Here is a 13052-nt window from a genome sequence, read left to right on the forward strand (position 1 = left end):
GGGCTCTCAGCGCTCACGCCTGTTCCCCGGTGTCGTCGTCGGACTCCTCCGACCGGCGCGTGCGGCCGTTGACCCCGCCCGTGGAGCCCTGGCCCTCGGCGTGCTCGCCCTGGCGGTCGGACTCGCCCCAGGGCTCGCCCCCGGAATAGCCGCTCTGGCCGTTACCGGAGGACAGCTCGTCCAGATCGCGCGGGCCGAGCAGGGCCAGTTCCTTGGGCGTCTTCACCGGCGGGCGGGACGACGGCTGGCGCTTGCCGTAGCCGGTGTAGGAGCCGCGCGAGGCACGCTTGGTCACCGGCGCGAAGACCTCCAGCACCTCCTCCTTGGACAGGGTCTCCTTGTCCAGCAGGTGCAGCACCAGGTCGTCGAGAACGGCGCGGTACTCGACCAGGATGTCCCACGCCTCGTCGTGCGCCGACTCGATGAGGCGGCGCACCTCCTCGTCGATGACCGAGGCGATCTCCTCGGAGTACTCGCGCGAGTGCGACATCTCGCGGCCCATGAACGGCTCGCTGTTGCCGCTGCCGAACTTGCGGGCGCCCAGCCGCTCGCTCATGCCGTACTCGGTGATCATGCTGCGGGCCAGGCTGGTGGCCTTGTCGATGTCGTTGCCCGCACCCGTGGTCGGCTCGTGGAAGACCATCTCCTCGGCGGCGCGCCCGCCCAGCATCATCGCGAGCTGGTCCATCATCTCCGAGCGCGAGGTGAGGAACTTGTCCTCCGTCGGCACCGACATGGTGTAGCCCAGCGCGCGGCCGCGCGGCAGGATGGTGATCTTGTGCACCGGGTCGGCGTTGGGCAGCGCGTGGCCCACCAGGGCGTGGCCGCCCTCGTGGTAGGCGATGACCTTCTTCTCCGTGTCGGACATGACGCGGGTCTTGCGTTCGGGCCCGGCCATCACCCGGTCGATGGCCTCCTCCATCGTGGCGTGGTCGATCTGGTTGTGCCCGGCGCGGGCCGAGAGCAGCGCGCCCTCGTTGACCACGTTGGACAGATCGGCACCGGTCATGCCGGAGGTGCGGCGGGCGATCACGTCGAGGTCGACGTCGTCGGCCATGGGCTTGCCCTTGGCGTGCACCTCCAGGATGCCCTTCCGGCCCTCCATGTCGGGGCGGTCCACCACGATCTGGCGGTCGAAGCGGCCGGGGCGCAGCAGGGCGGGGTCGAGGATGTCGGGCCGGTTGGTGGCCGCGATCAGGATGACGCCGCCCTTGATGTCGAACCCGTCCATCTCGACCAGCATCTGGTTCAGCGTCTGCTCGCGCTCGTCGTGGCCGCCGCCCATGCCGGCGCCGCGGTGGCGGCCGACGGCGTCGATCTCGTCGACGAAGATGATGGCCGGCGCGTTGGCCTTGGCCTGTTCGAACAGGTCGCGAACGCGAGAGGCACCCACACCGACGAACATCTCGACGAAGTCGGAGCCGGAGATGGAGTAGAACGGCACCCCCGCCTCTCCGGCGACGGCCCGGGCGAGCAGGGTCTTACCGGTGCCAGGGGGCCCGAACAGCAGCACGCCCTTGGGGATCTTGGCGCCCATGGACTGGAACTTCGAGGGATTCTGCAGGAAGTCCTTGATCTCCCCGAGCTCTTCGATGGCCTCGTCGGCTCCCGCGACGTCGGCAAAGGTGCTCTTGGGTGTGTCCTTGGTGATCAGCTTGGCCTTCGACTTGCCGAAGTTCATCACCCGGCCGCCGCCGCCCTGCATCTGGTTCATGATGAACAGGAAGATGGCGATGATGATGACCAGCGGCAGGAAGCTGAACAGCAACGACACGAACATGCTGTCCTGCGGGACCTCGATGTCGTAGGACTGGAGGTTCCCGTCCTCTTGGAGGTTTTCGAGCCGCTGCGCGATCTCGTCGCCCTGCCCGGCCACCCAGTAGGCCTCGTAGACCTCGCCGTCGGTGGTGGTCAGCTCGATCCGCTGTTCCTTGTCGATCAGCCTGGCGTTGTCGACCTCGTCCTGGGCGATCAGCTCGAAGACACGGGACGTGTCGACTTTCTCCGGCTCATTGCCGGAGCCCAGTCCGGTGAACTGGAAAACGGCGATCATCAACAGGCCGATGGCCACGATCCACAGCCACGGCCCGCGGTACAAGCGCTTGAGATTCATCTATCCGGAACCCCGCTGGGTCCGTCCCTCCTGACCAGGCGGCTTGCCCCGAAAACCGCAGGGGTCGGCACGGCCGCGGTGCCGGGCCCCGACGCAAGCGCGCCGTGTGCCGAGCCCGGAACCCGTGGCCGGGGAGCCCCATGTGGCCGCCGGAAGCGGAACCTATCGGACACGTTTTCCTACATTCGCTGCGGGCCTGCGCGGTCGTCCCCGCAGTTCTCCGCAGACTCCCTACAGCAACGCCGGGATAATCGACGGTACACCCCGTGCGTTAGCGGGTGCACTCACGTCCCCCCGCGTTCGCGGACGGTGGACACCGTCACGAGTCAAACGCGCGGGGAGGACTCGTTGTTCCCGCCGCTCGCCGCGGGCGCCTGTGCGGCGGCCCGACGCCGCGCCGCCGCACCCGGGCAGCTGCCCGCGGCGGAGCCCTACCATGCGCGGCGCGGCCCGCCGGAGCCGGCGCGGGCCGGTCGGCGCTCAGCCCTGGTAGACGTGCGCCGCGAGAGTGCCGATGAAGGGCAGGTTGCGGTACTTCTCGGCGTAGTCCAGGCCGTAGCCCACGATGAACTCGTTGGGCATGTCGAATCCGACGTAGCGCACATCCAGATCCACGTCGAAGGCGAGCGGCTTGCGCACGATCGTGCAGATCTCCACCGACTCCGGACCGCGCGACCTCAGGTTGCCCACCAGCCAGGAGAGGGTAAGCCCGGAGTCGATCACGTCCTCGACGATGAGGACGTTGCGGTCCTTGATGTCGATCTCCAGGTCCTTGAGGATCCGCACGACACCCGAGGACGTCGTGCCGGCCCCATAGGACGACACCGCCATCCAATCCATCTCGCACGGGTGGTGCAGGGCCCGCGCGAGGTCCGCCATCACCATCACGGCGCCCTTGAGGACGCCGACGAGCAGCAGGTCCTTGCCGGCGTAGTCGGCGTCGATCTCGGCCGCCATCTCGCTCAGCCTGGCGCTGATCTGGCTCTCGGTCGCCAGGACCTTCTCCAGATCCTCACCCATGTCTTTCGCGTCCACGCTTGACTGACCTCGCTGCTCGGGTCGGGGTTGGCAGAACGCCCCCAGAATAGACGGGCGCACCGAGGGCGCCGTGCGCAGGTGCACTCCGCCGTGCGGGCGGCCGCACACGGCCCGGCGCCGCCAGGGGCCGCGCAGCGCGGGCCTGCGGCTCTAGCGGGCGGTGCGGGCAGCCGGTCCGGTGTGACGGTCGCCATGGCCGCCGCCGGGCACCTCCGCGTTCCGGGATCCCGTCTCGGCCCGGAAGGTGATGCTGCCCTCCTCGCGCCTGCCGCGCAGGCCACCGGGCAGGTCGACGTGCGCCTGGCCGCGCCAGTCGGCCACCAGCCGGTCCAGTTCGGCGACGTGCACCGCGCCCAACGCGCCCGCCGGCGCACCCGCCGCGATCGCCGCGTGCCGCAGGAGCCGGGTGCGCACCGCCCGCGGCAACTCGGCCAGCGCCGCGGCGTCCAGCCCGCCGGCTGGGTCCCGCACGCGCTCCTCGGCCTCCCGGGCCCAGGCCTCAAGCGCTTCGGCGTCGTCGCGCAGCAGGTCGGCGGTGCGGGACAGAGCCTCGGTAATGCCCGGCCCCAGCGTCTGCTCCAGCACGGGCAGGGCCTCCTGGCGCACGCGCGAGCGCGCATAGGCGGGGTCGGCGTTGTGCGGGTCCGCCCACGGCACGAGTCCCATGTCCGTACAGGACGTGTGCACCAGGCTGCGCGGCAGGTGCAGCAGCGGCCGCAGGTAGCGCCCGCTGCGCGCGGGCATTCCGGCCAGCGAGCGCCCGCCCGAGCCGCGGGCCAGTCGCAGCAGCACGGTCTCGGCCTGGTCGTCGCGGGTGTGGCCGAGCAGCACGGCTTCGGCTCCCAGCCGCCGCGCGGACTGCTCCAGCGCGGTGTAGCGGGCGGCGCGGGCGGCCCCCTCGGGACCGCCTTCGGCGCCGACGCGTACGGAGGCCGTCTCGGCCGGGTCCAGGCCCAATGTGCGCATGGTCGCGGCGACCTCGGCCGCGTGCTCCGCCGAACCGTCCTGCAGCCCGTGGTCGACGGTGATCCCGCCCGCCCGCAGGCCCATCCGGGGGGCGGCGAACGCGGTCGCACCCGCCAGCGCCAGCGAGTCGGCGCCGCCGCTGCAGGCCACCAGCACCAGCGCGCCCGGTTCCAGTCCGTCCAGAGCACCGCGGACGGCATGGCGCACCGCGGCGACGGCGGTCGGCGGTCCACTCACGGCCGGGCTCCCGCCGCGGCGCGGATCACGCCGGGGACGGGCCGCCCGCGGCCCCGCCCTCCGTCGCGGGCCGCTCGCCGAACTCCTGCGGCAGGGCGGCGGGGCGCACCACGCGGTCGATCCAGGAGTCGGGGTTGCGGATCTCCTTCATGGTCGGCAGGGTCTCCGGCGACTCCCACACGCGGTTGAAGTCGCTCATGCCGACCTGGGCCACCACCTGGCGCACGAAGGCCGCGCCCTCCTCGTACTGCTTCATCTTCAGGTCGATGCCCAGCAGTTGGCGGATGACCTTGTCGATGCGGTTGGCGCCTTCGCGGCGGCGCTGGAAGCGGCGCCGGATCTCCTCGACGGAGGGGACGACCTCGGGGCCGACCGCGTCCATCACGTAGTCGCCGTGGCCTTCGGCGAGGGTCATGACCGCGGTGATGCGGTCCATGATCTCGCTCTGCTCCTCGCTCTGGAAGACCTCGATGAGGTTGGCCTCGCCGCCGCGGATCGCGTCGGCCACCGCTTCGCCGGCGGAGCGCAGCCGCGCCAGCATGTCTCCGGCGTCGACGTTGGAGGCCAGCAGCATCTCCTGCATCTGCTGCTGCACGTAGTCGCGCAGCCAGGGTGTGGAGGTGAACTGGGTGCGGTGGGTCTCTTCGTGCAGGCAGACCCACAGCCGGAAGTCGTCGGGGTCGACGTCGAGCTCGCGTTCGGCGTGCACGATGTTGGGGGCGACCAGGGTCAGCCGCCCCGTGGGCGCGCTGCCGTCGGCGGCCGGCGGCAGGAACAGCTCGTACTGCCCCAGGACCCGGCCGGCGAGGTAGGACAGCACGGCACCCAGCTGCACCCCGGTGACCCGGGAGCCGACGGCGGTCGTAAGGGTGCCGGCGCCCCCGCTCATCCGCTCGCCGCCAAGGCGGTCGAGAATGGGTTCGAGGACCACGCGGAACCCGGCGACGTTGGCCTTGATCCAGCCGGGGCGGTCCACGATGACCGCTGGTCCTGCCGGTTCGAGCGGCTCCATACCGGTGAACTCGCGCACGTGGCCCTGTGCGGTGGTGGAAAGCTCGCGCAGCTGCGCCACGGCCTGGCGGGCGTCGGCGAGGTCCACCTGCGGGCCGGGCCGGACGAGTCGGACTCCGGTGCTGACGGCTACGTCCCAGTCGATCAAACTCACGCCTTCACCGTACCCACGAAATCGTCGAACGGACGTGGGGCGCGGGGATTTCCGGGATTCCTCAGGGAACTTCCCTACAGGGGGCTCGGCGAGGCCCGGAGCGAGGGCGGAGCGACCCCGTCCGCGTCCCGTGTCGCCGCCCCCAAGCGCCTCACGTGCAGCCGCACTCGGCCACGGCCGCCGCGAACGTGTCCAGGATGCTGCCCGCCGCACCCGGGGCATTGGCCATGAAAGCGAAGACCAGCAGCCGGCCGTCGGAGTCGTAGGCGGTGCCCGCGAGTGTGCTGACACCGTTGAGCGTGCCGGTCTTGGCCCGGACGCGCCCGGCTCCGGAGTGTGTGCCGCTCGCCTGCGAGTAGCGGTCGTCCAGCGTGCCGGTGAAATGCGCCGTGGGCAGTCCGCTGAGCACCGGGTACAGCCGCGGGCGCTCCGACGCCAACCGCACCAGCTCGACCAGTGCCTTGGGGGCGATGCGGTTGTTCACCGACAGACCGCTGCCGTCCTCGATGTGGACCTTTTCGACCCCCAGTTCGCGCATCACCTCCTGGACGCCCTCTGCGCCTCCGGCGAACGAGGCGCCGTGCCCCTGGGCGAGGCCGACCTGGCGGTACAGCGCCTCGGCGATATCGTTGTCGCTGTCCAGCAGCATCCACTCGACCAGCGCGGACATCGGCGGGGACTGCACGGAGGCGAGGGTCTCGGCGCCGTCGGACGCCTCAGCCGGCCCCGGCTCGTTGGTGACCTCGATCCCGGCGGCCGCCAACTGCTCGGCGAACGCGTCGGCGGCGACACCGGGCGGGTCGCCGACGCGCCGGCTGTAGTCGTTCTCGGGGTAGACGCGCCCGCCGTCGATCATCAGCGCGTGCACGGTCGAGACGTTGCCCCCGTCGACGTAGCTCGGCTTCCAGCCCGGCCCCGTGTTCGAGCCGCGGTACAAGGAGTCGTCGTAGTGGAGCTGTACCGAATCGGTGCCGGACTTCTTCAGCTCGGCGGCGGTGTCGGCGGCCAGCTGTTCGAGCGTGGCAGGGCGGGGGTAGTGGTCCCGCTCGCCGGTCTTCGTGAGGGTGGGGTCGCCGCCGCCGACGAGCACGATCCCGCCGTTGTCGTCGCGGACCACCTCCGTCGACAACCGCTTGTCGGGGCCGGCGGCGTGCAGCACGGAGATCGCGGTGACGAGCTTGGTGGTCGACGCGGGCACCGCCGTCTTGCCGGCGTCACGGCCGTAGAGGCGTTCGCCGGTCTCGGCGTCGGCCACGTATGCATAGAGCCCGTCGGCGATGCCGGAGTCCGCCATGGGATCATCGAGCTTATCCCTGAGCCGCTCCGGATCCACCGGGGCGGCGTCCTGCGGTGCCGCGTCGGGCGCGTCCTCGGCGAAGGCGACAGGGTAGGGCATCGTCGCGGGGGGACGGGATTCGATCACGTCGATCGCGACCACGCCCGCTACCAGCACGAATATGTTGAGGACGGCCAACGCGAGCAGCGCTCGGGCCCGTACCTGCCGCACCCTGGACCTGCCTTCCGTTGGCATGCGACGACCATCGACTGTTTGTAGCGACACTAGCCGTAGAGGAAACCGAGAACAGCATGGAATTCGACGTCACGATCGAGATCCCCAAGGGCGAGCGTAATAAGTATGAGATGGATCACGAAACAGGACGTATCCGTCTGGACAGGATGCTGTTCACGTCGACGAGCTACCCCGCCGACTACGGCTTCATCGAGGGCACGCTGGGCGACGACGGCGACCCGTTGGACGCCCTCGTCCTGCTGAAGCACCCCACCTTCCCGGGGTGCCTGATCCGCTGCCGCGCGGTGGGGATGTTCCGCATGCGCGACGAGGCCGGCGGCGACGACAAGCTGCTGTGCGTGCCGGCGACGGACCCGCGCATGGAGCACCTGCGTGACATTCACCACGTGAACGAGTTCGAGCGGCTGGAGATCGAGCACTTCTTCAGCGTCTACAAGGACCTGGAGCCGGGGAAGTCCGTCGAGGGGGCGACCTGGGTGGGCCGGCACGACGCCGAGCAGGAGGTCGTGGCATCGGTCAAGCGCGCCGAGGAGGCCGGCGTGCACGGCGACCCCTCCCACATCAAGCTGGGCGAATAGGCCCGGTGAGCGGACCGCCGTCCGCGGCCCGGCCCGAGACGCCGTGGTGCCGGGCCGCGGGAGCGAGGAGGTCCGCGACGCCGGTGATCGGCGCCCGCACGACTCGCTGTGCGGCCGAGTCGAATACCGGCGAACGGCTGAGCACCTCCGGCCGGGAGCCGTTGCTCAACCCGATCCCGGCGTGAACAGGTGTCGCTCGATCCGTTCGGCGATGCGGTCGGCGTCCTCGGCGGACAGCACGTCATCGCGGCCCAGGACGAACCGCGCGCCGGTCCGGGGGCGGGCCAGCAGCACCCCTCCCAGATCGGCGACCCCCTCGGGGCGGGGCCCGGCGACCAGGAGCATCGCCGCGGCCGTCGCGGAACCGTCCGCTGCGGCGGGGTCGGAGGCCAGCGCCCGATCCAGCCGCGCGGCCTGCGCCGACAGACGCTCGGCGAGCCGCTCGGCGGGGGCGCCGCCGATGCGCCAGCCGCGGCCGCCGAGCCGCACCGCCTGCCGCCGCGTGGCGACCAGCAGATAAACGCCGCCGGGCCCGACCGCGACATAGCGGGCGGTGCCCTCCCGGATCACCCGGTAACCGCCGCCGCGCAGCGCCCGCAGCGCGGGCCGCAGGCCACGCGCGGCGGGGATGCGCCGACCCGCTGTGCCGAGCAGCAGGTAGGTCAGCGCCGTCAGCCCCGCCACCAGGGCGCCCGCCCGCCAGTCGAGGAAGCCCGCGGCCATCACTCCGGCCGCCGCGGCGACCGAAGCGCGCACCGCGAACCGGACCCACCTGCCTGCGGGCGCGGCGGAGGGCCGCCCGGTCCGGCCGGGTCGGCTCGCTCCCCCGCCCCCCAACGATCACCTCCGGCGCGACCTGCTCCGCAGACGCGCACTCGTCCTCGCCCCGTTCCGCCGCCCGGCACGGGACGTCCGGCGCGCGGGGCCGGGCGCCCGCCTGCACCGGGCGGGCCGCGGACCCGCCGCCTCGCCTCGGATTCCGGTCTTTAGCGGACTCTTATGCCATCACCGAGACCGACAAGACCGCAACGCGTTTACCGAAAATCGGTCCGGCCGGATCAGCCGATTCCGGGCTCCACCCGAGCTCGTGCCTGGCCCTCGACACCGTCGCGACCACCACCCCCCACTTCCGCGAGTGACGCATCCGACACGCCGGGCCGACCGCAGAACTTGACACCCGGATAGAAAGGTTGATGGTCTTACCGGCATGCAACCGCGCACCCGTGCCTACCTGACCTCCATGGCTCGCAGCGCCGCCGTCGGCGCTCGCCGTGCGGTCGGTGCGCGCTGTCTGTGTCGCTGTCCGCAGGACCGCCACCGCCGCTGAGTCGGCTCGCGCCGCAGTACCGCCTGACGGCACCGCCTCCGCTCCACCGGTCCGCACGGGCCCCGCGCGTCTTCACGCGCCGGCTCCGCCACGGCGCCTTGCCGCCGAGGACCGGCATCCCGTTCCCGGGCGCCGATGCGCGCGCATCGGCGGCCCCACTCCGCGAAGGACAGCTTCACCCATGACCTACGACGCCGCCGCGACCGCAACCGCGACCGAATACGGCAAGCGCCGAACCGATCACAGCCCGTCCTCCCCCGCTTCGCCCGCCTCGGCGGTACCGGCGCCGTCGCCCGAGGGCATCGGCGACATCGTGCTCGCCGGACAACCCGCGCCCTATCCGCACCTGCAGACCCGCCGCGCACCCACGATCGGCCGACTTGCGGCCGCCGCCCGAAACGCCGCCGCCGCGCTGGGCAGGCCCGGCCTGTGGCCCCGCCGCAGGGGGCGCTGGCAGCCGGCACCGCGCGCGGCTCGCCGCGGGACGTCCGGCCGGATGCGCGTCAGCCTCCTGGTCCTGCGGCCCAACGAGTTCGCCGCCGTCCCCGCCGAGAACGGTCGGCACGCGGCGGTCCTGCAGCTGGCCCACGGCCGCGCGCACATGGTCACCGTCGCGCCGAATCGCGAGATGCAGGCCGTCCAGGAGCTCACCACCGACCGCGCCCGCGTACTCGGCTCCGCCGACGCCCACCAACTGATCAACACCGGCGACGAGCCCGCGGTCGTCGTGCGCGTCACCGGGTGACCCCGGGGGCTCGGCGCGGGCGGCGGCGAACTCCCGCCGCCGGTTCCGCCGCGGCCACTCGTTCGGCTACTCGGCGCCGCCCGCCGCCGTGCGCAGGGCCTCGTCGACGGCCTCGATGCTGCGCAGCACCGCGGCCATGCGCTTTCCTTCGGCCTGGTAGGCGTGCATGACCTGGTCGATGGCGTGCTGGGGCAGGTGGTCGCGGAGGTCCACACGGGCGGTGCGGTACCCCTGGCGCGCCCCTTCGAGCGACGACGCGACGTGCTGGCGCGCCAGCCGCGAGAGCGCCACCGGATGCCGCCGCAGCACACCGTGCAACCGGTAGTCGGCGGGGACGTGATCGAACAACCAGACGGTGGCGGTCTGTTCGAACGACTCCGAACCCGGTGGATGCACACTCTCCGGCCAATCCGGAGATAACTGCTGGTCAGGCATGCCACAAGCATACCCGATGTCGTACATGCGTTCGATTTCGGGGCGGGGGTCCCCGCTCCGGCCGTAGCGGCCCGCCTGTCAGCGCTCCGGTGCGGCGGCTACCCGGGCAGCTCCTCCGAAGACCCGCCGGGCCCGGAGGACTCCGGTGCCGACCCCGACCCGCCGGCCTCCTCCTGCTCACCCGCCCTGCGCTCGGTCTCGACCCGGATGGCGTACTCCGCGGCGTCGACTGCAGCGCGGGCGGTGATGGCGTTGGTGTGCGCCCGTTCCAGGTCGTCCAGCTCGATGCAGTCGAACGCCACGCGCGCATCGTGAATGGCGGCTTCCAGTTGGCGTCCTGCCTCGTCCAGGCTCATGGCCTCCCCTTCCCTGCGGTCGCGCGGCCCGAGGGGGCCGCGGCGTTCGGATTCCGGGTCCTCCATGCGCGAATCCGTCGCGAGGAGCCGCGCGTTGAATCTGTCTACCCCCGTGGCCCGGGGGTCATGTCGTGCACCGGCACGACTTCCCTGCGCAGCCCGGCGCCATCGCAGCGCAGCACCGCGCGCGAGCCGTGCGCCCGATCCCGCGGGCGCCGCGGGATCGGGCGGTGCGCGCAGGAACGTCTCCACCCGCGGCTAGCATTGCCGAGACGCGTAGAGAGCAGGGGAGTACGATGCGCAACCGCTACCCGGGAACATGCACCACCTGCGGCACCCCCGTCGCGGCCCAGGCGGGGGTCGTCCTCAAGGAGGGCGGGCGGTGGCGCACCTACTGCACCGAGCACGAACCCCGCCCCACGCCTCCCCCGCGCGGCGACCACATCGGCTGGCACACCGGGCCGCTCGCCGGCTACGACTGCGAGACCTCCGCGCGGGACCCTCGCGAGGCGTTCCTGGTCTCGGCGGCGTTCGTCGACTCCGCGGGCACCGCACGCACCTGGCTGGTCGACCCCGGCGAACGCGAGATCCCCGAGGACGCCGTCGCGGTCCACGGCATCACCACCGAGCGCGCCCGCGACGAGGGCCTCCCCGCAGCCAAGGCCCTCGACGAGATCGCCGACGCCGTCAGCACCCACCTGACCGCCGAGCGCGGCCTGACCGTCTTCAACGCGCCGTTCGACCTGATGGTGCTCTCCGGCGAACTCCGGCGCCACGAACTCACACCGCTTACCGCCCGTGTCGGCGCGGACGCCCTTGCGCCCATCATCGACCCGCTGGTCATCGACCGCGGTGCCGACCCCTACCGCCGCGGCCCCCGCAACCTCGCCGCCATGTGCGAGTTCTACGGAGTGAGCCTGCGCGAGGCCCACACCGCCCACGGCGACGCCGCGGCGTGTCTGGAACTCGCCTGCGAGATCGGCGCCCGCCGCCCCGACGTCGCCGCGCTGGACCTGCCCGCCCTGCACGCCCGCCAGATCGAGTGGGCCGCGGCTTACGCACGCAGCCGCCAGGAATGGCTCGACAAGCGCCGCCCCGGCCACGGCACGGTCGTCGACGGCACCTGGCCCTATACGGCCACCTGATTCCGCAGGCCCCTCGGTCCCCGGCGTCCACAGCTGCGGCTGCGACGTAGGCCACCTGCGACGCCGCCGCCACAGGAGGTTGCGGCAATGAGGCCCGAAATGAGGCCCGAACGCGCGAAGCGCCGTGCGCAGGCTTGATCGAGGTCAGGTCCGCAGTCCGATCGTGGCGCTGGCGCGGCGCCGCTCTGTCGGCAGCCAGGACAGCGGGACCAGGTCGGCCAGGAACCCGTAGTCGCGGGCGAGCCTGCGGTCGGTGTCGCTCTGTCCGGCGGTGACCCGGCCCCACCACGAGGCGATGTCGGCCCAGCCGGGCGCCGACAGCGAACCGCCCGTGTGGCGCAGCGACAGCGCCGCCGAGAGGTTGGCGAAACGCAGCCGCTGGTCCAACGGCCAGTTCGCCAGGGTCCCGACGATGAACGCGGCGCCGAACACGTCGCCTGCGCCGGTGGTGTCGATGGCCTCCAGCACCAGCCCTTCCACCTCGGCGCACTCGCCGCTGCACTGGTCGACCGCCAGCGCCCCGCGGGGGCCGTCGGTGACCACCGCCACCGGCACATACTCCGCGAGCGCCGAAAGCGCCGATGCCGGGCTGCCGGTGCGGGTGTAGGACATGGCCTCGATCGCGTTGGGCATGAACGCGTAGCACTGGCGCAACTGCTCCAGTACCGAGCCGCTCCAGGTCTCGCTGTCGTCCCAGCCGACGTCGGCGAAGATCCGTGCGCCCTTGTCAGCCTGGTCCAGCGCCCATTTCGGCACCCCGTGCTCCATGCCCAGGCTGACGAATGCGGCACGGGCCTGCGGCAGTGCGTGGGCCATCTCCTCCTGCGGCGTGGGCGAAGGATGCTCGTGGGTGACCATGCTGCGGTCCCCGCGGTAGGCCAGCGACACCGTGAACGGCGAATGCCAGTCGGGGATGCGGCGCGACGCCGTCAGGTCGACCCGCTCCTGCACACCCAGCGTCTCCCAGGCGAAGTCGCCGTAGACGTCCTCGCCGAAGGCGGCGGCGACCGCCGTGCGCAGGCCCAGCCGCGACGCCGCCACCGCGAGGTTGGCCACGCCGCCGGGGCACGACCCCATGCCCTCGGCGCCGACCTCGGTTCCCGCGGCGGGCGGCGCGGTCAGCCCGGTGAGGACGATGTCGAAGAACACCGTCCCGCTGAGCGCGAGATCGACCGCAGGGCTGTCGGGTTCGCGGTCGCCCGCGAGAACGTCGTGCGGCTGCCCCACAAGAGGGGCCGACTCCAGCCGACCGCTGGCCTTCGCCGCCTGCTTTCCGTCCGCGCGTTTCTGCACGCCCATGGCCATCCTCGCGATTCCGCCCCGGCAGGGGCCTGTTCACAAGAGTCCTAGAAGTGCAGGCTATGCAAGCAGGCCGCGCCGGGCACGCCCGTCCGGACGCCTCCGCCCGCACTGTGC

12 protein-coding genes are annotated in these 13052 nt (G+C 72.1%); 3 read left to right on the top strand and 9 right to left on the bottom strand.

Going from position 1 to position 13052, the window contains the following annotated elements; translation table 11 throughout:
• Positions 1 to 13: 13 nt before the first annotated feature.
• The 5 genes from ftsH to dacB all read right to left on the bottom strand — a co-directional run bounded on the left by ftsH (position 14) and on the right by dacB (position 7026).
• Positions 14 to 2113, bottom strand: a complete 2100-nt coding sequence (gene ftsH, locus EKD16_RS21145) for an ATP-dependent zinc metalloprotease FtsH (protein WP_131100724.1) — start codon at positions 2111 to 2113, stop codon at positions 14 to 16.
• A gap of 480 nt (positions 2114 to 2593) precedes the next feature.
• Positions 2594 to 3148, bottom strand: a complete 555-nt coding sequence (gene hpt / locus EKD16_RS25875; protein WP_131100726.1) for a hypoxanthine phosphoribosyltransferase — start codon at positions 3146 to 3148, stop codon at positions 2594 to 2596.
• A gap of 153 nt (positions 3149 to 3301) precedes the next feature.
• The gene (gene tilS, locus EKD16_RS25880; RefSeq protein WP_131100728.1) at positions 3302 to 4354 is read right to left on the bottom strand and encodes a tRNA lysidine(34) synthetase TilS; all 1053 of its coding nucleotides are present in this window, start codon (positions 4352 to 4354) and stop codon (positions 3302 to 3304) included.
• Positions 4355 to 4379: 25 nt separating this feature from the next.
• Positions 4380 to 5513, bottom strand: coding sequence for a zinc-dependent metalloprotease (locus tag EKD16_RS21160; RefSeq protein WP_131102842.1), 1134 nt, complete (start codon positions 5511 to 5513; stop codon positions 4380 to 4382).
• Positions 5514 to 5670: 157 nt separating this feature from the next.
• A complete protein-coding gene (gene dacB, locus EKD16_RS21165) occupies positions 5671 to 7026 on the bottom strand; it encodes a D-alanyl-D-alanine carboxypeptidase/D-alanyl-D-alanine endopeptidase (protein ID WP_242677097.1) in 1356 nt (451 codons plus the stop codon).
• 80 nt (positions 7027 to 7106) lie between these two features.
• Here dacB and EKD16_RS21170 point away from each other — a divergent pair, with 80 nt between their 5' ends.
• On the top strand, positions 7107 to 7628 hold the full coding sequence (locus tag EKD16_RS21170) for an inorganic diphosphatase (RefSeq protein ID WP_131100732.1): 522 nt from the start codon (positions 7107 to 7109) through the stop codon (positions 7626 to 7628).
• 165 nt (positions 7629 to 7793) lie between these two features.
• Here the strand turns inward: EKD16_RS21170 and EKD16_RS21175 are convergent, their stop codons facing one another.
• Positions 7794 to 8384 (bottom strand): hypothetical protein, encoded by a 591-nt coding sequence (locus tag EKD16_RS21175; RefSeq protein ID WP_131100735.1) that lies wholly within the window; start codon positions 8382 to 8384, stop codon positions 7794 to 7796.
• A gap of 752 nt (positions 8385 to 9136) precedes the next feature.
• Between EKD16_RS21175 and EKD16_RS21180 the strand changes: the two genes are divergently transcribed.
• A complete protein-coding gene (locus tag EKD16_RS21180) occupies positions 9137 to 9700 on the top strand; it encodes a hypothetical protein (RefSeq protein ID WP_242677098.1) in 564 nt (187 codons plus the stop codon).
• A 66-nt stretch (positions 9701 to 9766) separates the two neighbouring features.
• On the opposite strand, the gene EKD16_RS21185 is transcribed toward EKD16_RS21180, so the two are convergent.
• Both EKD16_RS21185 and EKD16_RS21190 read right to left on the bottom strand, forming a co-directional pair.
• Complete coding sequence (locus tag EKD16_RS21185) at positions 9767 to 10135, bottom strand: hypothetical protein (RefSeq protein WP_131100737.1); 369 nt, start codon at positions 10133 to 10135, stop codon at positions 9767 to 9769.
• A gap of 98 nt (positions 10136 to 10233) precedes the next feature.
• Entirely contained in the window at positions 10234 to 10491 is a 258-nt protein-coding gene (locus tag EKD16_RS21190) for a hypothetical protein (protein WP_131102844.1), read from the bottom strand.
• 296 nt (positions 10492 to 10787) lie between these two features.
• Here EKD16_RS21190 and EKD16_RS21195 point away from each other — a divergent pair, with 296 nt between their 5' ends.
• Positions 10788 to 11636, top strand: coding sequence for an exonuclease domain-containing protein (locus EKD16_RS21195; protein WP_131100739.1), 849 nt, complete (start codon positions 10788 to 10790; stop codon positions 11634 to 11636).
• Between the two features lie 144 nt (positions 11637 to 11780).
• Here the strand turns inward: EKD16_RS21195 and EKD16_RS21200 are convergent, their stop codons facing one another.
• Positions 11781 to 12935, bottom strand: a complete 1155-nt coding sequence (locus EKD16_RS21200) for a carbohydrate kinase family protein (protein WP_131100740.1) — start codon at positions 12933 to 12935, stop codon at positions 11781 to 11783.
• Positions 12936 to 13052 lie beyond the last annotated feature (117 nt).

Origin of the sequence: Streptomonospora litoralis, assembly GCF_004323735.1 — a bacterium.
Classification (GTDB): Bacteria; Actinomycetota; Actinomycetes; order Streptosporangiales; family Streptosporangiaceae; genus Streptomonospora; species Streptomonospora litoralis.

Bases quoted from the DNA above. Each gene is read 5' to 3' on its own strand.
- ftsH (WP_131100724.1), bottom strand. From the start codon at position 2,113: ATGAATCTCAAGCGCTTGTACCGCGGGCCGTGGCTGTGGATCGTGGCC.
- EKD16_RS21170 (WP_131100732.1), top strand. From the start codon at position 7,107: ATGGAATTCGACGTCACGATCGAGATCCCCAAGGGCGAGCGTAATAAG.
- EKD16_RS21180 (WP_242677098.1), top strand. From the start codon at position 9,137: ATGACCTACGACGCCGCCGCGACCGCAACCGCGACCGAATACGGCAAG.
- EKD16_RS21185 (WP_131100737.1), bottom strand. From the start codon at position 10,135: ATGCCTGACCAGCAGTTATCTCCGGATTGGCCGGAGAGTGTGCATCCA.
- EKD16_RS21190 (WP_131102844.1), bottom strand. From the start codon at position 10,491: ATGAGCCTGGACGAGGCAGGACGCCAACTGGAAGCCGCCATTCACGAT.
- EKD16_RS21195 (WP_131100739.1), top strand. From the start codon at position 10,788: ATGCGCAACCGCTACCCGGGAACATGCACCACCTGCGGCACCCCCGTC.
- EKD16_RS21200 (WP_131100740.1), bottom strand. From the start codon at position 12,935: ATGGGCGTGCAGAAACGCGCGGACGGAAAGCAGGCGGCGAAGGCCAGC.